18 protein-coding genes and 1 pseudogene are annotated in these 24767 nt (G+C 41.2%); 14 read left to right on the forward strand and 5 right to left on the reverse strand.

Annotation, left to right across the window (positions count from 1 at the left end; genetic code table 11):
• The first annotated feature begins 234 nt into the window (after nt 1-234).
• Nucleotides 235-1245 (forward strand): GTPase, encoded by a 1011-nt coding sequence (locus tag DCC39_RS10755; RefSeq protein WP_240613604.1) that lies wholly within the window; start codon nt 235-237, stop codon nt 1243-1245.
• A gap of 84 nt (nt 1246-1329) precedes the next feature.
• On the opposite strand, the gene DCC39_RS10760 is transcribed toward DCC39_RS10755, so the two are convergent.
• On the reverse strand, nt 1330-2805 hold the full coding sequence (locus DCC39_RS10760; protein ID WP_116554907.1) for a catalase: 1476 nt from the start codon (nt 2803-2805) through the stop codon (nt 1330-1332).
• 209 nt (nt 2806-3014) lie between these two features.
• On the reverse strand, nt 3015-4295 hold the full coding sequence (uraA, locus tag DCC39_RS10765; protein ID WP_116554908.1) for a uracil permease: 1281 nt from the start codon (nt 4293-4295) through the stop codon (nt 3015-3017).
• Nucleotides 4296-4736: 441 nt separating this feature from the next.
• On the opposite strand from uraA, the gene DCC39_RS10770 reads away from it, so the two are divergent.
• From DCC39_RS10770 to DCC39_RS10810, 9 genes are all read left to right on the forward strand, one after another.
• The gene (locus DCC39_RS10770) at nt 4737-5426 is read left to right on the forward strand and encodes a phosphoribosylaminoimidazolesuccinocarboxamide synthase (protein WP_116554909.1); all 690 of its coding nucleotides are present in this window, start codon (nt 4737-4739) and stop codon (nt 5424-5426) included.
• An 83-nt stretch (nt 5427-5509) separates the two neighbouring features.
• Nucleotides 5510-6133 carry a cell wall hydrolase gene (locus DCC39_RS10775; RefSeq protein ID WP_116554910.1) on the forward strand — a complete coding sequence of 208 codons (624 nt, stop codon included), beginning with the start codon at nt 5510-5512 and terminating at the stop codon, nt 6131-6133.
• Nucleotides 6134-6298: 165 nt separating this feature from the next.
• Nucleotides 6299-7720 carry an aspartate ammonia-lyase gene (gene aspA, locus DCC39_RS10780; protein ID WP_116554911.1) on the forward strand — a complete coding sequence of 474 codons (1422 nt, stop codon included), beginning with the start codon at nt 6299-6301 and terminating at the stop codon, nt 7718-7720.
• 83 nt (nt 7721-7803) lie between these two features.
• Nucleotides 7804-8871, forward strand: a complete 1068-nt coding sequence (locus DCC39_RS10785; RefSeq protein ID WP_240613605.1) for an ABC transporter substrate-binding protein — start codon at nt 7804-7806, stop codon at nt 8869-8871.
• A gap of 41 nt (nt 8872-8912) precedes the next feature.
• Nucleotides 8913-9692 (forward strand): ABC transporter ATP-binding protein, encoded by a 780-nt coding sequence (locus DCC39_RS10790; protein ID WP_116554912.1) that lies wholly within the window; start codon nt 8913-8915, stop codon nt 9690-9692.
• Nucleotides 9693-9695: 3 nt separating this feature from the next.
• Nucleotides 9696-10487: an ABC transporter permease gene (locus DCC39_RS10795; protein ID WP_116554913.1), complete on the forward strand. Its 792-nt coding sequence runs from the start codon at nt 9696-9698 to the stop codon at nt 10485-10487.
• A gap of 669 nt (nt 10488-11156) precedes the next feature.
• Nucleotides 11157-11906 (forward strand): prepilin peptidase, encoded by a 750-nt coding sequence (locus DCC39_RS10800; RefSeq protein WP_116554914.1) that lies wholly within the window; start codon nt 11157-11159, stop codon nt 11904-11906.
• Nucleotides 11907-11929: 23 nt separating this feature from the next.
• Nucleotides 11930-14761 (forward strand): bifunctional diguanylate cyclase/phosphodiesterase, encoded by a 2832-nt coding sequence (locus DCC39_RS10805; RefSeq protein WP_116554915.1) that lies wholly within the window; start codon nt 11930-11932, stop codon nt 14759-14761.
• Between the two features lie 14 nt (nt 14762-14775).
• On the forward strand, nt 14776-16413 hold the full coding sequence (locus tag DCC39_RS10810; protein ID WP_116554916.1) for a thiamine pyrophosphate-binding protein: 1638 nt from the start codon (nt 14776-14778) through the stop codon (nt 16411-16413).
• 53 nt (nt 16414-16466) lie between these two features.
• Here the strand turns inward: DCC39_RS10810 and DCC39_RS10815 are convergent, their stop codons facing one another.
• A complete protein-coding gene (locus DCC39_RS10815; protein ID WP_116554917.1) occupies nt 16467-18095 on the reverse strand; it encodes an ABC-F family ATP-binding cassette domain-containing protein in 1629 nt (542 codons plus the stop codon).
• Between the two features lie 173 nt (nt 18096-18268).
• Between DCC39_RS10815 and DCC39_RS10820 the strand changes: the two genes are divergently transcribed.
• On the forward strand, nt 18269-20431 hold the full coding sequence (locus tag DCC39_RS10820; RefSeq protein ID WP_116554918.1) for a heterodisulfide reductase-related iron-sulfur binding cluster: 2163 nt from the start codon (nt 18269-18271) through the stop codon (nt 20429-20431).
• 230 nt (nt 20432-20661) lie between these two features.
• Here DCC39_RS10820 and DCC39_RS10825 read toward each other — a convergent pair whose 3' ends face one another.
• On the reverse strand, nt 20662-21087 hold the full coding sequence (locus tag DCC39_RS10825) for a YugN family protein (protein ID WP_116554919.1): 426 nt from the start codon (nt 21085-21087) through the stop codon (nt 20662-20664).
• Nucleotides 21088-21188: 101 nt separating this feature from the next.
• Here DCC39_RS10825 and DCC39_RS19440 point away from each other — a divergent pair.
• Nucleotides 21189-21265 (forward strand): annotated as a pseudogene (locus DCC39_RS19440) (hypothetical protein); the annotation flags it as partial.
• A gap of 15 nt (nt 21266-21280) precedes the next feature.
• On the opposite strand, the gene DCC39_RS10830 reads toward DCC39_RS19440, so the two are convergent.
• Nucleotides 21281-23524 (reverse strand): MMPL family transporter, encoded by a 2244-nt coding sequence (locus DCC39_RS10830; protein WP_116554920.1) that lies wholly within the window; start codon nt 23522-23524, stop codon nt 21281-21283.
• Nucleotides 23525-23640: 116 nt separating this feature from the next.
• Between DCC39_RS10830 and DCC39_RS10835 the strand changes: the two genes are divergently transcribed.
• Nucleotides 23641-24258, forward strand: a complete 618-nt coding sequence (locus DCC39_RS10835) for a TetR/AcrR family transcriptional regulator (protein ID WP_116554921.1) — start codon at nt 23641-23643, stop codon at nt 24256-24258.
• Between the two features lie 59 nt (nt 24259-24317).
• Nucleotides 24318-24767, forward strand: a complete 450-nt coding sequence (locus DCC39_RS10840) for a nucleoside deaminase (protein WP_116554922.1) — start codon at nt 24318-24320, stop codon at nt 24765-24767.

Raw genomic sequence — 24767 nt, forward strand, 5'->3', positions numbered from 1 at the left:
ACCACCCGTTCACACGGGTGGTTTTGATTATATAAAAAAGCAGAACAACTAGGTACATGGCGGAAATCTAATCCAAAGGCAGGCCAGGTTTGCTATTGCATCTGGCGCTTTTGGTATTTTGCTATTGCTGTAGTAAAATATATTAACTGAAGTAATCATTATGGAATTAATTTAATAAAAAAGGGAATTAGTTAAGATATGAATGTAGTTTTCTGATCTAGGGAGTTGATGTGTGTGGATGAAAGCAGGAGGGAAGAGTTTATCCAGGCAGTTAATAAGGCTTATGCTGAAGAAATGAAGAAGATAAACGACCAGCTTGACAAGGAACTGCTCATCGCCTTGGTTGGCGAGGTAAATGCAGGAAAGTCAACGACGATCAATCAAATATTAGGTAAAAATGTCGCCAGAACGAACCCAAGGCCAGGTGAAACGGTAAGCATCGATCCTTACAATCACGAAGGGCTTGAAAAAATAAAGTTTATGGACACCCCTGGTTTGAACGATCCAAATGATGAAAACCCTAAAAAAACGCTTGAGTTTATTAAAAAAGCGGATATCATCTTATTTTTTACAAATGCGGCGGGGACGGTTTTTTCTGAAAGCGAGAAAGAGCGGTTTCAAGAGATAGAACAGCATAACCAAAATATCCTTATTGTGCTGAATAAGATTGACGCCGCAGAGGATATTGATGGCCTTGTCCAATTTATAAAAAGTTATACGGAAAATAAATACGATGTCATTCCGATCTCGTCCAAAACTGGCGAAAATATAGACGAGCTTAAAAACCAAATTCTTGACCTTTTAAAAAAAAGAGGAAAGGACCTTCTGTTCGCAAAAAGCATGAGTGATAAATCGGCAGCGGCGAACCGGTGGATTGTAGCGGCAGGTGTATCAGCCGGTGCCATCGGAGCTGTACCGATTCCGGGTTCTGACGTCGTGCCGCTCACTGCATTACAAGTGGGATTGCTTTTAAAGCTGTCGGCTTTGTACGGAAAACAATTGTCACTCAAAGACGCGAAAGATTTAATTATCATTACAGCGGCAAAAACTGTCGGCCAAACGCTATACCGGCAAGTCGTGAAGTTTATCCCGGGAGCAGGCTCAGCCGCCGGGGGCGTGATCGCTTCTTCTTTAACGCTTGCACTCGGTTACGGCGTTAAGCATGCCTATGAAAATGACATTGACATCAATTTTGATAAAATTACAGCGCTTTTTCATCAATTCAGGAAAAGAAAAAAACGGTAAAAAATGAAAAAGATAGCTAACTTGTTGTGGCAAGCTGCTATCTTTTTTCTCAATTAATTTCTTTAAATGAGAATAAAAAACATGTTATTCATCTATTTTTACATCACTCATTGGAATGCCGAGAGCCTCCGCAACACCTTCGCCGTATGCAGGATCAGCTTTGTAGCAATGAACGATATGTTTGATTTTTATTTCTTTCGGAGCATCGCCCATGTTGCGTGCCGTGTTCGCAAATAGCCTTTCCTTTTCTCCGTTGTCCATGAGATTGAAAAGCCGGCCAGGCTGTGTAAAGTATTGGTCGTCATCTTCCCTGAAATCCCATTGGTATGCATTACCGTGCAGCGCCAAAGGCGGCTCTTTGAAATCAGGCTGTTCTTCCCATTCTCCGTAGCTGTTCGGTTCGTAATGAATCGTGCTTCCCAAGTTTCCGTCTGTCCTCATTTGTCCGTCTCTATGAAAGCTATGGAATGGGCAGCGAGGAGCGTTTACAGGGATTTGGTGATGGTTCACTCCTAAACGGTAACGCTGCGCATCCCCATAGGAGAATAATCTTCCTTGCAGCATTTTGTCAGGCGAGAAACCAATGCCAGGCACAATATTAGCAGGACTGAACGCGGCTTGCTCGACTTCAGCAAAATAGTTGTCAGGATTTTTGTTCAGCTCAAATTCTCCGACTTCAATAAGAGGAAAGTCTTTTTTATACCATACTTTCGTAAGATCGAACGGATTGTAAGGCATGTTCAATGCTTCTTCTTCCGTCATGACTTGAATGTACATTTTCCACTTTGGAAAGTCTCCGTTCTCAATGCTTTCATATAAGTCGCGTTGATGGGTTTCGCGGTCCTTTCCAATGAGTGCCTCGGCTTCTTCATCGGTTAAATTCTCAATGCCTTGCTGTGTGCGGAAGTGGAATTTCACCCAGTGTCGCTCGTTTTTATCATTAATCATGCTGAATGTATGGCTTCCGAACCCGTGCATATGTCTATAAGATTTAGGAATTCCACGATCGCTCATGATGATTGTAACTTGGTGAAGCGCTTCAGGCAATGATGTCCAGAAATCCCAGTTGTTTTTAGGGCTACGCAAATTTGTGCGCGGATCACGTTTGACGGCATGGTTTAAATCTGGGAATTGCAACGGGTCTCTAAAGAAGAATACAGGTGTATTGTTGCCGACAAGATCCCAGTTTCCTTGCTCAGTATAAAACTTCAGAGCAAATCCACGAATGTCCCGCTCGGCATCTGCTGCGCCGCGTTCTCCTGCAACCGTTGAGAATCGCGCGAACATGTCAGTTTTCTTGCCAACCTTTGAAAAGATTTTCGCTTTCGTATATTTCGTAATGTCATTCGTTACGGTAAATGTACCGTAGGCTCCTGAGCCTTTTGCATGCATTCGCCTTTCCGGTATGACTTCCCTGTCAAAATGAGCGAGCTTTTCCAAAAACCAAACGTCTTGCAGTAGCATAGGGCCTCTTGGGCCTGCTGTAAGTACATTCTGATTGTCTGCGACCGGAGCCCCCGCTGCAGTCGTCAGTTTTTTCTTATTGTCTTTCTTATTCATTACATTAACACCCCCGAGTAATAATGAAAATCATTCTTTATTTACAATAATTATAATAACATAGGCATTATAATTTTGCTATAAATGTAATCTGTTTCTTTTTGGAAAACCATTTTAAAGGACAAGTATCATTACAACATATGCAGTCACTTCAACCCTTAGACCAAAAAAAAAGACCAGTGAAAACATTCACTGATCATTTCTTTCGGTTATTCATTTGACAGGTTCAAAAGATCAAGCAGTTTGAAGAACAAACTTAGCGAAATGGCAATAATCGTGGCGAGCCCCATTCCTTTCAATTCGACTGTCCCGATCTGGATGGCCGCACCGCTAATCCCGATAACGAGAACGACGCAAGTTAAAATAAGGTTTTGTGAGTTGCTGTAATCGACTTTTGACTCAATAAGCATGCGGATGCCGCTCACTGCAATGATGCCGAACAAAAGCAATGAAATACCGCCCATAACAGGCTGTGGGATTGATGAAATAAGTGCAGCCAATTTGCCGAAGAACGACAGAATAATTGCTATCACCGCTGCTCCTCCGATTATCCAAGTCGAGTATACGCGGGTAATCGCAAGGACCCCAATGTTCTCACCGTACGTCGTATTCGGTGTCGAACCAACGAAGCTTGATAGAATCGTAGAAATCCCATTTCCCATTAGCGAGCGATCAAGCCCGGGGTCTTTCATTAAGTCTTTTTTAACAATATTGCCTGTTACAACGAGATGGCCGATATGTTCAGGAATTAATACGAGGGCAGCAGGCAAGATAATAAAAACATCAGACCAATTGAACTTCATCGCATAAAAGGTAGGCAAAGAAAGTATATCTGCTTCACCAACTTTCGTGAAATCGACCATTCCAAAAAAGTAAGCAATGATATACCCTGCAATAATGCCAAGCAAGATGGGAATAATTTTGAGAAAGCCGCGAAGCATGACCCAAAAAATGATCGTAAGAAATAAAGTCAGCGTGGAAACGGCAATGACATTCATGTCAATTGTCCAAGTTTCCGGCGCATCGGACGGTTTCACAAACCCTGCCATCTGTGCGGCGGTTGGGACGAGCTCAAGTCCAATGACTGCAACAATTGCCCCCATTGCGGCTGGCGGGAAAATAACGTCCAGCCACCCGGTACCGGCAACTTTTACGATAAACGACACGATGACGAGTACGATGCCGACCGCAAGGAATCCTCCCAATGCATGGCTGTATCCTTCAATACCAGCGTATTTTGACAGAACAAAAAAAACCGGTGACAAAAAAGCAAAACTCGAACCGAGATAAGCGGGAATTTGCCCTTTCGTCATGAAAAGATACAAAATAGTCCCGACTCCGTTCATGAGCAAGATAATTGCTGGATCGACTCCGAATAATATCGGGACTAATACGGTTGAGCCGAACATTGCAAACAAATGCTGGATGCTTAACGGCAAGCTTTGGAGTAGTGGCAAACGCTCGTCTACTTGAATTTCTCGTTGTTTCATGAAAGTTTCCCTCCTAACTAAATGTAGACTACAAAAAAGCACCTTGCCAATGATCGCAAGGTGCACAGTTTTTTCATAGTGATTCCTAGGTACACAGATGGAATGAAGTGCTTCACGAACCTTGAAAGCCTCACTGGACTTTTTAAAGGCAGCTTTTCAATTGTCTTAGATATTATGGCAAATCCCTTTATCTAAAGTCAATACATAATTTTTTTTCCTTTGGAAAAGGAACTTATGTTCCCTGATCTTAGTTTGACGAATTGCTCTACAACTCTTGAAAATCAAAATAAAAGAAAGGATGGATAAACGCTGGATGATTCTTGGTAAAGAAAACATAAGAAGAATTGAAAGGTGAGCCATTTTTATATGGATCAAGTTGATTTAAAGGGGCGTGCTATTGCATAATGAAAGAAAACTTTGCTCAAGGAATGGTGGGGAAACATGAAACTTATATATACTGGCAAAACGAAAAACGTGTACGCGCTTGAAGATGGGAACTACTTACTTAAATTTAAAGATGACATGACGGGGGAGGGCGGCGTATTTGATCCTGGTGCAAATACTGTCGGTCTGACAATGGAAGGGGCTGGACAAGCTGGCCTTCGTCTAACGAAGTATTTTTTTGAAATTCTAAAGGATAAAGGCATCCCAACCCATTATGTGGACGCCAATCTTGATGAAGCGACGATGACGGTTTTGCCTGCGGAGGTTTTTGGCGAAGGGCTTGAAGTGATTTGCCGTTTCAAAGCAGTTGGCAGCTTTCTACGCCGTTACGGAAAATATGTGAAGGAGGGGCAAGCCCTCGATTCATTCGTTGAAGTTACGCTGAAAGATGATGAAAGAGGCGATCCCCCGATTAGCGAAGATGCGCTCGCTATGTTAAACATCCTCTCAAGAGAAGAATATGCCACACTTAAACAATTAACGGTTGAGATCGCAAATATCGTGAAAAATGAACTTGCCAAAAGAGACATTAAGCTCTACGATATTAAATTCGAATTTGGAAGAGTGGGCAAAGATAAGCATATTGCTTTAATCGATGAAATTTCAGGAGGCAATATGCGGGCTTATAAAAATGGGGAGCCAATCAAACCTCTAGATTTGGAAAAAATGATCATAGATGCACAATAAAAAGGAAAATGTTACCTTTTGCCGAACCCTTTGGTATAGTAAGAAATGTATGTAAGAATCATTCATTTCTATAGGAGGGGAAAATGAAAAAAATCTTATTTCACGGCATTATTTTATTTTTGGGAACATTTTTCTTTTTCGCCGAAGCTTCGAATGGGAAAGCGGCAAGTTTATTAAAGCTTGGCAGCACAGGACAAGAAGTGTACGATGTCCAAGCGAAATTACATAGGATGGGCTATTTGCATACGAATCCTACTGGTTTCTACGGCCCGTTGACAGAACGGGCAGTCAAGGATTTCCAGTACGAAACACGCCTATGGGCAGATGGAATCGTTGGCATAAGCACGAGAAACCAGCTTGGCAACGTTGAAATGATGGCTAGAGTCATTCACGGGGAAGCAAGAGGAGAGTCATATGGTGGAAAAGTAGCTGTTGCGGCGGTTATTTTGAACAGAAAGGACTCCCCGCATTTTCCGAATACCATTCGGGACGTTATTTTTCAAAGAAACGCATTTACAGCTGTTCATGACGGCCAATATCATCTTACCCCAGGAAATGATGCATATAAGGCCGCAATCCACGCGTTGAAAGGACATGATCCTACGAACGGTTCGACATACTATTACAATCCGAGGATCGCAACGAATAAATGGATATCTACCCGCCAAACAACCGGGGAAATCGGAAATCATGTGTTTGCACAATGAAATATGATGGTTATAAAAGGGCAACCTAAACAATAGGGTTCCCTTTTTCCTTTTTGAAATTGTCGTTTGAAATTTTTATGTAATTCATGTAACTTAAATGAAATAGGATACGTGTAGGTGTTTTTTTATTTTAAAAAACTGAAGTTTGTCCAAAAGGAGAGAATCATGGGAGAGCGTAAAACCAGAATTGAATCAGATTTAATTGGAGCAAAAGAAGTGCCGATAAATGCTTACTACGGGATACAAACGTTGCGTGCGGTTGAAAATTTCCCGATTACAGGGTATAGAATTCATACAGAACTTATCCGGGCTATAGCAATTGTGAAAAAAGCTGCTGCCACAGCAAATGCTGAAATTGGACTGCTCGATCGCCAATTGAGCGAAGTCATTGTCAAGGCTGCAGATGAAGTAATTGATGGCAAATTTGATGGCGAGTTCATCGTTGACCCCATTCAAGGCGGGGCCGGAACGTCAATTAATATGAACGCAAACGAAGTAATTGCGAATCGCGCGCTTGAACTGTTGGGAGACACAAAAGGCAATTACCAAAGGCTGAGCCCGAACACACATGTGAATATGGCGCAATCAACGAATGACGCCTGTCCGACAGCGATTCACATTTCAACACTTTCCCTTATAGATAAATTATTAGCTGCAATGGAAGAATTACGTGATGCATTTAAGAAAAAGGGCGAAGAATTCAGCGGCCTGATTAAAATGGGAAGAACGCATTTGCAAGATGCTGTTCCGATTCGCCTTGGACAAGAATTTGAAGCTTATGCTCGTGTGTTTAGCCGTGATATGAAACGATTAAAGCAGACATGCGAGAACTTATACGAAGTGAATATGGGTGCGACAGCAGTCGGTACAGGCTTGAACGCAGAACCACGATACATAAAACGAGTCGTTGAATTGCTAAGCAAATTTAGCGGTTATCCACTTGTGAATGCAGAGCATCTTGTTGACGCCACACAAAATACAGATGCTTATACAGAAGTATCTTCTGCGTTAAAAGTTTGTATGATTAACATGTCAAAGGTTGCGAACGATCTTCGAATGATGGCTTCAGGTCCGCGTGCCGGTTTAGGCGAGATTCGCCTTCCGGCCCGCCAGCCAGGATCTTCCATCATGCCGGGTAAAGTGAACCCCGTCATGTGTGAAGTTGTAAACCAAGTGGCGTTTCAAGTTATCGGAAATGACCATACAATTAGCTTTGCATCTGAAGCGGGCCAGTTTGAATTAAATGTCATGGAACCTGTTCTTGTCTTTAATCTTCATCAGTCATTAAGCATGATGGCGAACGTCTTCAAAGTTTTTAAAGACTATTGCATCGATGGCATTGAAGCGAATGAAAAAGTGTGCAAAAATTATGTGGAAAGAAGCATCGGAATTGTAACAGCACTTAATCCACACATCGGGTATGAATCTGCAACGAAAGTTGCAAAAGAAGCATTGGAAACTGGGCGATCGGTTCGCGAGCTTTGCCTTCATTACAACCTTCTGACAGAAGAAAAATTGAATGAAATTTTAAACCCATTCGAAATGACGAACCCGGGAATTTCCGGTGCGGCGGTTCCCTCAAGATAACAAAATCTATTCAAAAGTTGGGCGCATTTGATTAAATGGGCCAAGAAAATGCGAAAAATTATTCATTACGCGGAGGTAAAGAAGTGTTAAGAAAAAACATCTTAGGATTGGTTATGGCAATGGCTGTCGTGCTTGTTCTTACCGCTTGTGGAGGGAACAAAAATTCGGAAGGATCTCAAAATAATGATGGCGCAAATGCAAACAAAGAAGAAAGCCCAGAAAAGGTGTCCATTGATATCGGCATGCTGAAATTAACGAGCTCTGCACCGCTCTTCATAGCACTTGAGAAAGGTTTTTTTGAAGAAGAAGGCATTGATGCAAAAGCGACATGGTTTGAAGCTGCACAGCCCATCGCTGTCGCAACAGCTTCAGGAGATGTTGACGTAGGGGCAACTGGCATTACAGCAAGCTTGTATAATATGGTTGCCAGCGGTGAAAAACTCGTCATTGTTGCGGATAAAGGGAGAGAACAAGCCGGTTATTCTTCAACTGCGTTTTTAGTTCCGAATGACTCGGATATCGAGAAAATTGAACAATTAAAAGGTAAAAAAATCGGGATTACACAGACTGGTTCAACATACCATTACATGTCAGGCAGGGTGTTGGAAAAGCATGGCTTATCTACAAAAGACGTAGAGCTTGTTCCGCTTAACAGCATTCCTGGCTTAATGGAAGCGTTAAAAAGCAAACAGGTTGACGCAGTTCTTCTGAATGAACCGAATATTTCGATCGTTGAAGAAGAAGGTTACGGTAAACAAATCGTACAGATTGGCGACGAAATTGAGTATCAAACATCCGGTATTTTTCTTTCGAAAAAGCTTGCCGACAATGAAGAAGCTGCGAAGCGTTTCTTAAAAGTTTACGCAAAAGCGACCCAATACTATTATGACGCTGTCTTAACTAAAGAAGGCGATAAAATCGTACCTGGCGAGAACTATGATGAAGTCATTGAGATTATTGCAAAATATACGGATCAAGAGCCTGATCTGATTAAAAAAGGCCTTCCTTATATGGATCGCGACGGAAAGCTGCTTGCTGACGACATCCAAACGCAAGTAGACTGGTATGCAAAAGAAAAATTGATCGATAAATCATTTGATGCAAGTGAAATTGTAAACACAGAGTTGTTGGACGAAGCGCTTAAAGAATAACGTTCATCAACCTTTTAAAGGACTAGGGAAGTGAAGCACCTATGAACATCGTCATCGAAAATGTTGGAAAAACGTTTATTGATTCAAAGAAAAAAGAAGTAACTGCACTAGAGAACATTAACTTTACAATTGCCGATCAGGAATTTGTCGTGCTTGTAGGCCCGAGCGGGTGCGGAAAATCAACATTGCTGAACATCGTCGGGGGGCTGCTCTCCCCGTCGAGCGGTTCGGTTTATTTTGAAGGGGAAGGGTTAAAAAATAAAAATCCGAATTTGGGGATTGTCTTTCAGGAAATTGCTCTTTTCCCATGGCGGACAGTATTTGAAAATGTCGTCTACGGTTTGCAAGAACAGAAAGCAAGCAAACAAGAACAAAAAGAAAAAGGCCAATACTACATCGATATGGTGGGGTTAACCGGCTTTGAAAAGGCTTATCCGAAACAACTGTCAGGCGGAATGAAGCAAAGAGCGGGGATTGCAAGAGCGCTCGCGATTGAACCAGACTTGCTTCTCATGGACGAGCCGTTTTCAGCCCTTGATGCGCAGACGCGCACATTAATGCAAGAAGAACTTCTAACGATATGGAATCGAACAAAACTAAGTACGCTTTATGTTACACATAATATTCATGAAGCCGTTTATTTAGCGGATCGTGTGATTGTACTATCGCGGCACCCGGGGCGTATAAAAAGCATTATTACGATCGATTTGCCGAAAATAGGAAGAAATGACGACCAATATCGTGAACAATTTGAGCAGTATGCTGATGACATCTGGCAGCTCATTCGCCATGATGCCCAAGAAGCATTGAAGGAGGGATAAGCGGTGAGTGTAGAAAAGAAAAAAATTACAAACCGCGTCGCCTTTCTAGAACAAAAGATTCCTCTCTATGCTTCTGTGCTTGGTATAGCAGGATTAATCATCTTATGGGAAGCCGTTTGCCAACTTGGCATTGTTCCCCCGCTCTTTTTACCTGCCCCGTCAGCCATTATTCTTGCGGGTTGGGATATGCTGACAAACGGTGAACTCGTTGATAACTTGCTAGCCAGCTTGTACCGGATTGTTATTGGTTATTCCATTGGTGCAACGGTAGGGATTTTAGTTGGACTTATTCTCGGTTTTTCAAGATGGTTTGACGCAATTGGCACCCCAATTGTCTATTCCATTTATCCGATTCCAAAAATTGCTTTGTTGCCGCTGTTTATTTTATGGCTTGGCATCGGAGAATTGTCGAAAGTGACAATTATCGCGCTAGGCGTCTTTTTTCCCGTTGTCATTAATACGTATTCAGGGGTTAAAAGTGTTGATCAAATGCTGATTAAAGCAGCGGTTACATTTGGATCGAATTATTTTAATGTCATTCGAAAAGTCATTTTACCCGGCGCACTTCCTATGATTTTTGCCGGCCTTAAGCTTGCTGCAGGAACATCGCTTCTCTTGCTTGTTGCCGCAGAAATGATCGCCGCACAGAAAGGGATCGGATCCATGGTACTGCATTACGGGAACTTAATGATTACGACAAAGCTTATGGTTGGCGTATTAATCCTTTCTTTACTTGGCTTAACATTTAATAGGGTTCTTCAATGGATAGAATATAAGCTTTTGCCTTGGAAATAAGAAAAAACGCTAACGCGTTCTTTCTTATTTCTCTAACCATTCATTTACCCGATCTCCGTGATTTGCTACCCACTCTTCGGCTAGTTCTCCAAGTTTTTTTCTCTTCTTGTTCCATTTTTAGCTGCCATTCTTCGATTTCATCAAGAGTTAATGTCATATTGGAATAAAGTTTGTAGGCTTCAGGTGCCTTTTCTTTCAAGACGGCTATTATTAAACGCCATAAAAAGATTTCCTCCAATTTTTTTAAAAAAGCAAGTTTTATGTTGAACGAAGCGGTTTTTACCTTGTAAAATGAAAGTTCATCCTCTTTCCCTGCTTCGGGTTACATCATAACATACGTTTATTTCAATTTCGAATGAACGAAAGTAGTGAAAGTTTTTTCAATATTAGGTATAATGGATTAATAAAAATATTGGGAAATATTGACTAATAAAATATGGTTAAAAGGAGGACAACGAGAGGCAAGAAGGTCGAGGAAGCGTAGCCGCTGAGAAACGGAGCGTATGTTTGTAGGATATGTGAGTAGCGGAAGGCAAGCTGACGAAGAGATTCGCAGTCTATTAAGGAAAGTTCGACTAAATGCATCACGTCCTGTGAACACGTTGAACTGACGTACCTCCTGTAAGCCTCCAAGACTTTTTGGACATCCTCTAATAAAGAGTGGTCAACATGATGTACATAATCATTGGAATTTATGGTCTTCTTCTTGGCTCTTTTTTTAATGTCGTCGGATTCCGAATACCCAAAGGGAAATCAATCGTAAGCCCGCGTTCCGCTTGTTCTAAGTGTAGTCAGAAACTATCATGGATTGAACTCATCCCGTTTTTTTCGTACATGATGCAAAAAGGAACGTGCCGCAAGTGTGGGCAGCCGATTTCCCCTCTTTATCCAACCATTGAGCTATTGACAGCAGTACTATTCGTTTTCGCTTATTTTGTTTTTGGATTTAGCATGGGCCTAGTCGTCGCGCTTACACTTATTTCACTGCTTGTCATCATTACGATAACCGACCTTACATATACAATGATCCCTGATAAACTTTTATTCTTTTTCTTTTTGCTTTTCTTTGCAGAACGATTGGTTTATCCATTGGATCCTTGGTGGAATTCACTTATGGGAGGGGTGGTGGCGTTCTTAGTTCTTTACGTGATTGCTTTTGTAAGTCAAGGAGGGATGGGAGGCGGTGATATTAAGCTGTTTACGCTTATTGGTTTTGCTGTTGGATTGAAAGTGTTTTTATTATCTTTTTTTCTAGCAACGTTATTTGCCGCAATATACGGAAGTTTTGGCATTCTATTCGGCAAGATGAAAAAGAAAAGTGTTGTCCCATTTGGGCCTTTTATTGCAGTTGGAACGTTATTATCATTCTTTTTTTATGAGTCAATTATGGACGTGTATTTATCACTTTTCTTAATCTAACCCTTAGCAATGGAGGTCATGTCATGAGAGAAGAACAAACGAGATACTCTCGTCTTGCGAATTTAACGAAGCTAATCAATACAAAATTCGATTTGCGCCAAGTTCTCGAACACGTCGTCATTGCAATATCGGAAGAAATTGTACAGTGTGATTCAGTTGGGATTTATTTGCCGCAAGAGGATGGAACGTTCAGAGGCTATGTGGGCAAACCAGAAGTGATTAACGGAATGACGTTGGATATGCATATCGTCGATCCAAAAGTCGATCGTCTTGCAAAAGAGGTAATCGAAACGAAAAAAGCGATCTATATTCCGGATACTTCGGTAGATAACCGACCTGACAAAAGGGCAGTTGAATCATTCAAAATTAAATCGCTTTTTGCGCTTCCCATTTTTTATGAAGAGGAATTATATGGATTAGTATACTTATTTGATTATGGTATTTCGATGAATTTATCGAAATCTGAAATTCAATCGGCGGAAGCGTACGTCAACATGGCAGCTGTTGCAATCCGAAATACAAAGGAATTTGAACGTAAGGAAGCGCTTATTCAGGAAAAACAGCTGCTATTGAACGCTACCCGAGATTTGTCTCTCTGTTCTACGATGCAAGAAGCGCTCGATCGAGCATTTTCATATATCGCAAAAGTGCTTCATAACGGCAATATTGGCGTCCATCTTCTTGACCCGGTTGCTGAAAGCAATTTTAGCCCTGCAAAATTAAGCAAGGAAAGCGATTGGACGGAAGAAGATTGGAAGAAGACTCACAGCAAAGTGAGGGTAAACCATCAAGAAGATCTGCTGTTTAAAGAAGTCATTCGAACGAAAGAAGCAATCTTAGTTCCAGACGTTTCAGTTGATCCGAGGCCAAGCCAAGACGCGTGCCGAAGGTTTGGAATAAAAGGGTTATTTATGCTTCCTTTAGTAGCGATGGGAGAGGTTTTAGGCATTATCGCTGTTGTAAATCTTGAGAAAGCCGGGCATGTTTATACGAGGGCTGAAATGCAGCTTGCAGAATCGATTGTCAATGCGACAGCTTCTACTCTCTCAAACTTGCTCAGGCTTGAAAAACAAGATTTAATCATTCGGGAACGGACGCTGGCCTTAACTGAAAAAAACAAAGAGTTAGAAGAAGCTGTGCACGAGCTGAAGAAGCTTAGCAAAGAAAAGGAACTCATTCTAAATTCAGCAGGAGATGGGATTTTCGGGCTATGCCTTGAAGGAAACATTACCTTTAGCAACCCAGCTGGGGCGGCAATGCTAGGCTATGAAAACAAAGAGGAACTGATTGGAAAGTCATACAAATCGATTTTTAAAAACAACGTAGACCTGGAAAATGTAATGAATAAACAAAGTTTTGCTCTTTTCATGGAAAAAAGCAAGCACAAACATGAAGCGGACGAACAATTTTTTAGAAAAAACGGGACAAGCTTTCCGGTAGAATATGTCATCTCATTGATTAAAGATGGGGAGGACACGACGGGTTATGTCGTGACGTTCAGGGATATTACATTAAGAAAGCAGTTAGAAGAAAAAATTAAATACCATGCATACCATGATAGTTTAACCGATCTTCCCAACAGGCTGCTGTTTCACAACCGGCTGGAGCATGCGCTGTCGTATGCGCATTTTCACAATAAGAAATTGGCGGTCATGTTTTTAGATTTGGATCGCTTTAAACAGATTAATGATACATTTGGCCACAGCTACGGAGATCGGCTGTTAAGACAAGTGGCTGATCGGTTGAAGCAATGTATGCCAAAGGGCGTAACAGTGTCAAGGCAAGGCGGCGATGAATTCACGATTATTATGCCCGATATTCACAGTTCTCAAGACGCGGTAAATTTGGCTTTGAAAATCCTCCACTCATTTGACGAGCCTTTTCTATTAAAACAAAACGAAGTATTTGTTAAGACGAGTATTGGAATTAGTATGTACCCACATGACGGAAGCAGTGTTGATTCTTTAGTGAAAAATGCCGATACTGCGATGTATAAAGCGAAAGAATTGGCAGGCAATAACTATTGTTTTTATACTCGAGAAATGAATAATCGAACAATCGAAAATGTACAGCTTGAAAACGACCTTTATAAAGCGCTTGAGAGAGAAGAATTTGAAATTTACTTTCAGCCGCAAGTCGATTATAAAGAAATGAAATTGTTTGGTGTGGAGGCATTGCTTCGTTGGAATCACCGGAAAAAAGGGATGATTTCACCCGAAGAATTTATTCCGCTTGCCGAAGAAACAGGATTAATTATACCGATTGGCGAGTGGATGCTTAAAAACGCTTGTAAACAAGTGAAGAATTGGCATGATGACGGATTCGGGGAGTTCAAAGTAGCGGTTAACTTATCGGCGCTCCAGTTTGAACAGAGAAATTTTGTCAAGGTTGTTCAAAGCATTTTGGACGAAACCAAATTGCCGCCAAGACTTCTTGGCTTTGAACTGACAGAAAATCTTATTATAAAAAACAAATCGTTAACTTATACAACGATACAGCAATTAATTGCTCTCGGAATTACGATATCCATTGATGATTTTGGCAAAGGCTATTCTTCATTAGGCTATTTAAAAAACTTTCCAATTGATACGCTGAAAATTGATAAATCTTTTATACGCGATGTAGAAGAAGATACTGACAGCAGTGCAATCTTAGCGACAATCATCCATTTAGGCCAAAACTTAAAGCTTAATGTCATTGGGGAAGGCGTCGAAACAATGGAGGAAGCGAATTTTCTTTTATCAAAAGGATGCCATTACATGCAAGGCTATCTGTTTAGTCCGCCTTTAAGTATAGAGGAATTTGAAAAGTCGTTTTTACAAAAGGATAAAGGCTTATTCAAAATTACGAAATAAAGGGGATGTATGAAATGAAAGCAGTAAGAGCTGTTATTGATTATTTGAAGCTTGGGGGCGTGCAATACATTTTCGGTATTCCCGCCGGTTCTGTTAACGCATTTTTTGATGAGCTTTACGATGTAAATGAAATGACCCCAATCGTGACAAAGCATGAAGGAGCGGCATCGTATATGGCGGCTTCCTATGCAAAGTATACAAATGGGCTAAGCGTTTGCATTGGGAGCAGCGGGCCGGGAGGAACGAACTTTATTACCGGCGCAGCCAATGCCATGAGAGAACACTTGCCAATCTTGTTTCTAACAGGAGGAGTCCCGGTTGGTACACGAGGATTAAATGCCTCGCAAGAACTGGATGTAGAGCCGGTATACCGCCCGGTAACGAAGTATAGCGTTACCGTATCGAACGCTCACGAGTTGCTTGAAGAGGTAGCAAAAGCAACAGAAATTGCATTATCAGGAGTTCCAGGGCCTGTGCATGTCGCGATGCCGATTGATGTACAACTCACTGAAATGGAGCCGGTGCCTATCCCGCCTTTTCCAATTAGGCGGCCAGTCGAGCCGGATAAAGACACGATAAGAAAAGTAGCAGTTGAAATTGCAAACAAAGAGAGTGGATGCCTCTTTGTTGGACAAGGAATAAGAGGCTCCGCCCAGCAAGTGATTGAATTGGCTGAACTATTGGACTGGCCCATCGTCAAAACCCCACAAGCGAAAGGGTTAATAAAAGATGATCACCCACTGCTTCTCGGCGTTTTTGGGTTCGCAGGAAATGAGAACGCCTCGGCGTTTATCAATGACAACAAAGCGGATGCAATTTTGCTCATCGGGACAAGCTTGGGTGAAACAGCGACAAGCAATTACAATCAAAATATTGTCAAGGATCGCTATGCTGTCCAATTCGATTTTGATGAAACGGTATTTCATCGCAAATATGAAGTGGATGAGCCGATTTTAGGAGATATTTCGATAAGCTTGTCTTGGCTTATTGAGGAATTGAAGTTGCTCGGATTTACGAGAAAAAGCTATGGAAAGAAGCAAGGCATTGCCAATGCAAGCAGAAATGAATACAATACACAAAATGTACTGCTTGAATTACAGGATGCACTTCCTTCATCGACACGCTATACCGTCGATATTGGGGAATTTATGTCATATGTTATCCATTACATGGACGTTGTTGAATCAGATACATTTGACATTAATGTCCACTTCGGCGCAATGGGGAGCGGAATTGGTTCAGCGATTGGCGCAAAGCTTGCAGAACCAAACCGCCCTGTCGTCAGCATTACAGGGGACGGTTGTTTCTTCATGCATGGGATGGAAGTATTGACAGCAAAAGAATATGGGCTTCCCATTTTGTTTGTTGTTATGAATAATTCAAGGCTAGGCATGGTTTATCACGGGCATTCACTGCAATACAACCGTACACATTCACGTTTTGAGCAGCAGCCAATCAATCTGTCTGCGATGGCGGAGGCAATGGATATCCCTTCCGTACGAATTGAAAAAATGGAAGATTTTCACGAATATCCTGTGATAAATCTATTAAACAACTTACACGGCCCGGCAATTTTAGAAATTGACTTAGTTGACAACAACGTTCCGCCAATGGGTGATCGCGTGAAATTTCTATCTTCGTTTGGAAAGTAAAAACAAGGGATAACTGCTCAATTTGAGAGGTTATCCCTTGTTTTTGGTTTGTTTTAAACGGATTGGCTGTATCGCTTTTCGATCTGCTGCTGAAGCGCAGTGTCTTCGAGATAGTCATTATACGCCATTTGTTTATCAATTAGCCCGTTCGGCGTAATTTCAATAATACGATTTGCGATCGATTGGATAAACTGATGATCATGGGAAGCAAAGATGATGCAGCCTTTAAATTTAATTAGCCCATTGTTTAAAGCTGTAATTGATTCCAAGTCGAGATGGTTTGTCGGTTCATCAAGCAAAAGGACGTTCGCTTCAGAAAGCATCATTTTCGAAAGCATACAGCGGACTTTTTCGCCCCCGGATAATACATTTGCTTTTTTCAACGCTTCTTCTCCTGAAAAAAGCATTCGGCCGAGAAATCCTCTTAAAAAGCTTTCCGTTTGATCATGGGGTGAATATTGCCGCAGCCATTCCACAAGGGTAAGCTCGCTTCCATCAAAGTATTCCGCATTATCTTTCGGGAAGTAGGATTGCGAAGTCGTTACGCCCCACTTGAATTCGCCTTCATCCGGTTCAACTTCACCCATTAAAATTTTGAACAGCGTTGTTTTTGCGATTTCATTTTTTCCAACGAGTGCCACTTTGTCGCCTTTGTTCAATGTAAAGCTAATGTGATCAAGCACTTTAACTCCATCAACCGTTTTTGATAGTCCTTTTACAGTAAGCAGATCATTGCCGATTTCACGCCCGGGGGTGAACGCAACGTACGGATAACGGCGGGAAGACGGCTTAATGTCTTCAAGTGTTATTTTTTCAAGCAGTTTCTTTCTTGATGTCGCCTGCTTCGATTTTGCCGCATTGGCGCTGAAGCGGGCGATGAACTTTTTTAATTCCTCGATTTGCGCTTCTTTCTTCGCATTCCGGTCTTGTGCCATTTTTAACGCAAGCTGGCTCGATTCGTACCAGAAGTCATAATTCCCGACATAAATTTGAATTTTGCCAAAGTCGAGATCAGCGATATGGGTGCACACTTTATTTAAAAAATGGCGGTCATGCGAAACGACGATGACTGTGTTTTCAAAGTTAATGAGAAACTCTTCAAGCCACCTGATTGCTTTGATATCAAGGTGGTTTGTCGGCTCATCAAGCAGCAAAATATCGGGATTGCCAAACAGCGCTTGCGCAAGAAGCACTTTTACTTTCTGGCTTCCAGTAAGCTCGGCCATCTTTTTCGTATGCAAGTCTTCATCTATGCCAAGCCCTTTTAGAAGGACAGCGGCATCCGATTCCGCTTCCCAACCATTCAATTCCGCAAATTCACCTTCAAGCTCAGCCGCTTTTATTCCGTCCTCATCAGAGAAGTCAGGCTTCATATAAATAGCATCTTTCTCTTTCATCACTTTATATAAACGCTCATGCCCCATAATGACAACAGTTAGTACTTCATACTCTTCATACTCGAAATGGTTTTGTTTTAAAACTGCGAGGCGTTCATCTGGCCCTAGGCTGACATTTCCTGTTTGTGGTTCAATTTCACCTGAAAGAATTTTTAAAAACGTCGATTTTCCTGCACCATTTGCACCAATTAAACCATAGCAATTGCCAGGTGTAAATTTAAGATTCACATCTTCGAACAGTTTTCGATCGCCGTATTGTAAACTTACATTCGCAACAGTTAGCATAAACGTATAATCCTCCAAATTAAAATAGATAACTACAGCAAAGCTTAAGCGATTTATGGTAGTTAGTCAATGAATTGGAGTGTATGAAAGAGCAATTAAATACATGCATTTTGAAAAATTTGGGTATGGTATAGAAAGAAACTAGCCGAACAGTGAAAAGGAGTGTAAGAGCTATGCCCGGTTCGACTCTTTTGTTTGTTATTTTTGTGCTTGCGGCGACCGCTGTGATTGCTTACGGTGTTTATGCTTTTGTTTACAGTATTTACATTAGATACCGGTACATGTCACTTGGACAAAAATCTGAAGAACACCATGATTGGGACGAGCGGTTACGGGTTACCTTTCGTCAAGTGTTAGGCCATTCGAAAATTTTAAAAGATCGAAAAAGCGGAATCATGCATCTTTTTATCTTTTACGGCTTTTTTGTTGTTCAGCTGGGTGCATTTGAGCTTATTATTAAAGGATTTGTGCCTGATTTCCGCTGGCCGTTTGGTGGTTTGTATCCGTTTTATACGTTATCACAGGAATTTACGGTCATGGCTGTTATCGTAGCCATTCTTTATGCTGCTTATAGACGTTTTATTGAAAGACTGCCACGTTTGAAACCAAATTTGAAAGCAACGCTTGTCATTTATTTTATCGCTGGCCTTATGTTGAGCGTTCTTCTCAGTTTAGCATTTGAAGCGATTTGGCTTGGACTTGAACCGAGCTGGATACGTCCATTCAGCTCCGTTTTCCAGCTGCTATTCAGTTTTTTCCCGCCGAGTGCTGCGCATTGGCTCTTTTATTTCTTTTGGTGGGCTCATTTGCTTATTTTGCTCTCCTTTATGGTTTACGTGCCGCAGTCAAAGCATGCCCATTTGTTGTTTGCGCCATTTAATATACTGTTTTCGAGGATGGGGCCGCCGAGCAAAATGCAGCCGATTGATTTCACAGATGAAACAGCAGAAGAATTTGGCGTCGGACGTGTTGAACAGTTTACGAGAGGTGAACTGCTGGATACGTATGCTTGCGTGGAGTGTGGACGCTGTACGAATATGTGTCCAGGTTCGAATACTGGAAAAATGCTTTCTCCAATGCATATTATGACGAAAATCCGCGACCATTTGAATGAAAAAGGAGAGGTCATTACATCGAAATCCCCTTGGACGACAGGGAGAATATTAGGCAATCCGAAAGGCATGGTTCATGCGATGGAAGATGTTCCGTTTGCCCACGGAGCGCCTGACGGATTCCAGCCTGATCCAGAGCTGCACACTGACATTCGCCCGACACTTCACAATCAAGCAAAATCTTTTCACTTAAAAGACGGAGATGTGATGAAAATCAATTTGATCGGCGATGTTGTTACGGAGCAGGAAATATGGGCTTGTACGACATGCCGCAACTGTGAGGATCAATGTCCGGTGGGCAATGAACACCTGTCACTCATTTACGGAATGCGCCGCCATCTTGTGTTGACACAAGGCAGCATGCCGGCAGAAGCACAGCGGATGATGAGCAATATTGAACGGCAAAGCAATCCGTGGGGTTTGAGCCGAAAAGACCGTGTAAAGTGGCGGGAGGAGCGGCCTGATCTTACGATTCCAACGGTTAAAGAAACAGACGATTTTGAGTATCTCTTTTGGGTTGGTTCAATGGCTTCTTATGATGATCGTTCCAAAAAAATCGCTTTTGACTTTGTAAAAATTATGAATGAAGCCGGAATTAAGTTTGCCATCCTTGGAAACCAGGAAAAAAGCACGGGCGATACGGTACGAAGACTTGGAAATGAGTATCTGTTCCAAGATTTGGCGGAGAAAAATATTAAAACGATTGAAAAGTACAACGTAAAGAAAATTGTTACGATTGACCCTCACATTTATAACGTTTTAAAAAACGAATACCCCGATTTTGGGCTAAAGGATGTTGAGATCTATCATCATACACAATTAATTGAACGTTTACTTAAAGAAAATAAGTTGCCATTAACGAAAGAAGTAAACGAACGGGTTGTTTATCATGATTCTTGCTATATTGGCCGTTATAACGGGATTTATGACGTGCCAAGAAGCATATTGAAATCCATTCCCGGCGTCACCCTTCTTGAAATGGGACGGAATAAAGAAGACGGCATGTGCTGCGGTGCAGGCGGAGGCCGGATGTGGATGGAAGAAGACGAAGGGCTACGGGTGAATGAAACAAGGGTGAAGCAAGCAATGAACAGGGAACCGACAATAATCGGCTCGAATTGCCCGTATTGCTTAACAATGATGAGCGATGGGGTAAAAGCGTTGGATGCACAGAATGTTGGGACATTTGATCTGGCGGAGCTTGTCGTCAAAGCGATGGGTTAAAATTAAGGGGACAGACCGAAAAGCTGTTTCAAATCGAAACGGTAAAAAGTAAAACCCAAGAATGGTTATATATCAACAACATTCTTGGGTTTTTGATTTTGCTCAAAGTCGACTTTTAAGAAAGCCTCTTTTTCATTCAGTAAAAAAGACGAGCAACATATTATTATTTTTCTTAATTTTTCGCTTATATGTTAATAAAAATACTCTATACTAGTATATGCCGATATCGTTTACGAGTGTAATAATTCACTCGCCGAATTCAATAAGTGTTCGATTGCTTCTTCACCTTCTTTTTCCCATTTGCTCTTATCCCTTATTTGTCCGTCTTTATCCAAAGGCTCTTGAAATTGATTGAATCCGGTGGTGGTTAGTAATGAATTTTCATTGTAATCTAAACCGATATTTACAACATGCTTAATGACATAGGGCGTTTCAAATTCGATATATGCTTTAGAATGATCCAAGGCTCCATCCAATACCTTAAAAGGGATTCTTAAATAGATCGTTTCCCCGCCTTCTCTCCATAAAATTCCATCAAACTTCCCTTGATGATAGTCAAAATTACTGCAAAAACTACACCCATGGGACTGAAATATATCTCGAACAATACCAAAATAGGCTTTTTTTCCTTCAATAGCTGAGTTTAATTTAATCAATATCATTCACCTCTATACTAGTATTTTCAAAAAATGGAAAAAGATACATAAAGGATAAAATATCGAAAAATAAAATACCTTTTCCATAATTAGGTGAACATATTGAACATTTTGGGGAACCAGAGTATGGAAAGTTACGAAATTTCATCATGTTGATCATTTACTTGATGCAAAACATCAGGATTTTAACGATTTATTCCAGGTTATATTCAGTACTTGCTTTTTGAACATTGTCCTTCTTCCATCGTTTACCCGGCCAAAAGGCGAAACGGCCAAGAACGGCAGTAATTGCAGGCACGAGAAGTGGACGAACGATAAATGTATCTAAAAGCACACCTATTGCTGTAACAATACCAAATTGAACAAGCACTTGTATGGGTAGGGTCGTCAAAACAGCGAATGTTCCTGCTAAAATGAGACCTGCCGATGTGATGACACTTCCAGTTTGGGATACACCGTTGGCGACAGCATCAAGATGGGTTTGAGTATGTTTCTTCTTCCATATTTCCGAAACCATAAAAATATTATAATCCTCACCCAATGCAACAAGGAAGACAAAAGCATATAAAGGAATTGCACCTTGAATAGCAGGAGCTCCCAACCCAAAGTGAAGAATGAGCCAACCTGCACCTAGTGCAGAGAAGAATGATAAAACAACAGTTAAAACGAGATAAATCATTGCGATGATTGAGCGTAAATATAACAGCAACAACAAAGAGATAATACAAATCATAACAGGGATAATAACAGATTGATCCCGTTCTGTTGTTATTTTTGTATCATATAATGAAGCTGTCTCTCCTCCGATCCAAAAATGGCTTTCGGCATCTTGGATATCTGCACTTGTTAACCCTTTTTTTAAATGACTTCTTATCTCTGGGATCCAGCTTATCGCTTTCATTGAATAGGGATTTTCATCCAAGGATACTTCGTACATTTGCAATTGATGGTTAGACTTTCCTTTCATTGGACTGGTGACTTCCGTTACGAAAGAAAGTTGTTCCAATTCTTCTTTTAACGGGATGTCTTTTCCATCAGTATCTACAACAATTTGTACAGGTGCTAGTTCTCCAGGAGAAAAATGATTGGAGATTAAATCAAACCCTTCTCTTGAGGGCATGTCTTTAGGAAAAGATTCTAATAAATCGTACGTATAATGAATACGTGGAAAAACTGAAGCTAAACCTCCCAATAGAATCAGTGTTGCAATGATAACTGTCCATGGCCGATCGGTTACGAGGCGACCAAGCCCTTTGCTGAAAAACCCTTCCGATTTTCTAACCTTTATCGGTTTTCCCTTCTTTTTAGCAAGTTCTTCGGTCATTATTTCCGTTCTTGGAATAAACGGAAAAAACGCCACTCTTCCAAAAATGGCAAGCAACGCTGGAAGAAGTGTTAAGGCTGCAATCCCCATCAAGAAAACAGCGAGACTAAATGGCACGGCAAACCGATGGAAAGAACCGTAATGCGCAAGCAATAATGTCCCTAACCCAATAACAACAGTTAAAGCGCTCATTATAATGGCTCCACCTGATTCTTTAACCGCATGCTGCAATGCCTTGAATTTGTTTTCCTCATAAAGCAAAAGTTTCCGGTATCTAGAGATCAGGAATAAACAATAATCTGTCCCTGCTCCGAACAGAAGGACGGTCATAATCGAAATACCTTGGGCATCAGCCGTAATCCACCCATTATCGGCTAAAAAACCAAGGGTTGGGCTAATGATCCCATAAGCAAACCCCACTACAATCAAAGGCAATACCGCCAAAAGAGGTGAACGGTAGAGAAGAATTAATAGAACTAAAACGAGAAGTACAGTTGCTGCTAATAATTTTACATCGGCTTGACTAAATAAATTCACTGCATCCGTTTGAATTCCTACTGGCCCTGATAAACGAACATGTAAACCTGAATCGGATAGCTTTCTTTTAAAAGGATCTTCGTTAACCGTGCTTTTGACGATATTCTTAAGTTCATCCATATTATCTTGAAGAATTTCCGTTCCCGCATTTTCATTAAAAAATACTGGAGTAACTAAAGTCGTACCATCTTTTGAAACACTTTGCGCAAGTGCTTGTTCGGGAATCGTATCAAATGGCGGTAGAGTGCTTTGTTCTTTTATTGGATTTGCCTTCAGCTGTTTATAAACGTTTTGTATCGCTTCATAGTCTTGATTGTTTAACTGATTATCTCTGTGCCATACGATCAGTACGGGATTCCCGGCATCGTTTGGAAATTCCTTTTTGATAAGTTTGTTTGCTTGTTGTGACGCGGATGTATCAGGAAGGTCTGCTGCTGTATCGTCTTCGACCTTATTGATAGCTGGCCATGTGTAAGATAAAACAACGGTTAGAAGTACCCAGATTAAGAGCGTGATCCACCGTGTTTTTGCACCTCCTACGAATGTTCCCCATGAATCTAGAGGATGTTTTTTCATAAAAGTGTCATTCCTTTCGCTAATTTGCGGTTATAGATAATTATATATACTGGATAGTTAATTATTCAAGGTGTGTTATACTATTTTTGACTATTGTTAAGTTAGGAGAGACATCAATGCAACGGGAATACCGCCCCCTTGGGAGACCGCGTCACGATAAACAGGCAAAGCCAACAAAAGCAATGATTTTAGACGTAGCTACTCAATTGTTTCTTGAACAAGGCTATCAGGTAGTTTCCATGGATGATGTTGCAAAGAAATGTGGAGTAACCAAGGCAACTGTTTATTACTACTATGCAACGAAAGCCGATCTTTTTACCGATGCGATGATCCAAATGATGATCCGGATTAGGAAAAGAATTGATGAAATTCTTTCCGCAGGCAAACCTCTCAAAGAACGATTACTAGAAATTGCCAAGGCACATTTGGAAGCAACAATTAATATTGATTTAAACGCCTTTATGAAAGAACCCCAAAATTTCTTATCTGATGAGCAATTACAGCAGATAAAAGAAACAGAAGAAAAAATGTATGAAGTACTGGAGCAAGCTTTAAAGGATGCGATGGAGAAGGGAGAAATTTCTCAAGGTTCCTCTCGTTTAGGAGCGCATGCCTTTGTAGCTATGCTAACAATCGGAAATTATAAGGATGCTGGCGGACAACCTATTTTTCCGTCATTAGATGAAATGGCAGAACAAATTGTTAATTTTTATTGGAATGGTTTAGGAAATTAACCTTACTTAAAACATTTTGTAAGATGATATACTAGCTGTAGCAAAAGGAGGAATAAACGGTGGATAAATTTATGGAGCGCGCAGTTCAGCTTGCTGCCAGGAATGTCAATGAGGGCGGGCAGCCGTTTGGCGCGGTGCTTGTGAAAAATGGACAAATCATTGCAGAAGGCGTGAATGAATTACACAAAACCTATGATGTCAGTGGTCATGCAGAATTGCTCGCAATCCGCCGAGCCCAAGAAAAGCTGCAAGCTGCTACTTTAGAAGACTGCATCATGTATGCAAGCGGAGAACCGTGCCCGATGTGCTTGACGGCGATTTATTTTGCAGGGATCACTAAAGTGTATTACTGTGAATCAATTGAAGATGCGGCTGCCGCAGGACTCGGCAAATCAACCTTCATTTATGAGGAATTAAAAAAAACGAAAGAGGAACGCTCAATTGATATTGCCCACATGCCGCTGGAAAAGAAAGAAAAGAGCCCGATGAAGCTATGGATTGAAGGTTAA

The sequence above is a fragment of the Pueribacillus theae genome (genome assembly GCF_003097615.1).
Classification (GTDB): Bacteria; Bacillota; Bacilli; order Bacillales; family UBA6769; genus Pueribacillus; species Pueribacillus theae.

Bases quoted from the DNA above. Each gene is read 5' to 3' on its own strand.
- DCC39_RS10830 (WP_116554920.1), bottom strand. From the start codon at position 23,524: ATGAAAAAACATCCTCTAGATTCATGGGGAACATTCGTAGGAGGTGCA.
- DCC39_RS10760 (WP_116554907.1), bottom strand. From the start codon at position 2,805: ATGAATAAGAAAGACAATAAGAAAAAACTGACGACTGCAGCGGGGGCT.
- DCC39_RS10805 (WP_116554915.1), top strand. From the start codon at position 11,930: ATGAGAGAAGAACAAACGAGATACTCTCGTCTTGCGAATTTAACGAAG.
- DCC39_RS10815 (WP_116554917.1), bottom strand. From the start codon at position 18,095: ATGCTAACTGTTGCGAATGTAAGTTTACAATACGGCGATCGAAAACTG.
- DCC39_RS10790 (WP_116554912.1), top strand. From the start codon at position 8,913: ATGAACATCGTCATCGAAAATGTTGGAAAAACGTTTATTGATTCAAAG.
- DCC39_RS10835 (WP_116554921.1), top strand. From the start codon at position 23,641: ATGCAACGGGAATACCGCCCCCTTGGGAGACCGCGTCACGATAAACAG.
- uraA (WP_116554908.1), bottom strand. From the start codon at position 4,295: ATGAAACAACGAGAAATTCAAGTAGACGAGCGTTTGCCACTACTCCAA.
- DCC39_RS10800 (WP_116554914.1), top strand. From the start codon at position 11,157: ATGATGTACATAATCATTGGAATTTATGGTCTTCTTCTTGGCTCTTTT.
- aspA (WP_116554911.1), top strand. From the start codon at position 6,299: ATGGGAGAGCGTAAAACCAGAATTGAATCAGATTTAATTGGAGCAAAA.
- DCC39_RS10770 (WP_116554909.1), top strand. From the start codon at position 4,737: ATGAAACTTATATATACTGGCAAAACGAAAAACGTGTACGCGCTTGAA.
- DCC39_RS10820 (WP_116554918.1), top strand. From the start codon at position 18,269: ATGCCCGGTTCGACTCTTTTGTTTGTTATTTTTGTGCTTGCGGCGACC.
- DCC39_RS10775 (WP_116554910.1), top strand. From the start codon at position 5,510: ATGAAAAAAATCTTATTTCACGGCATTATTTTATTTTTGGGAACATTT.
- DCC39_RS10810 (WP_116554916.1), top strand. From the start codon at position 14,776: ATGAAAGCAGTAAGAGCTGTTATTGATTATTTGAAGCTTGGGGGCGTG.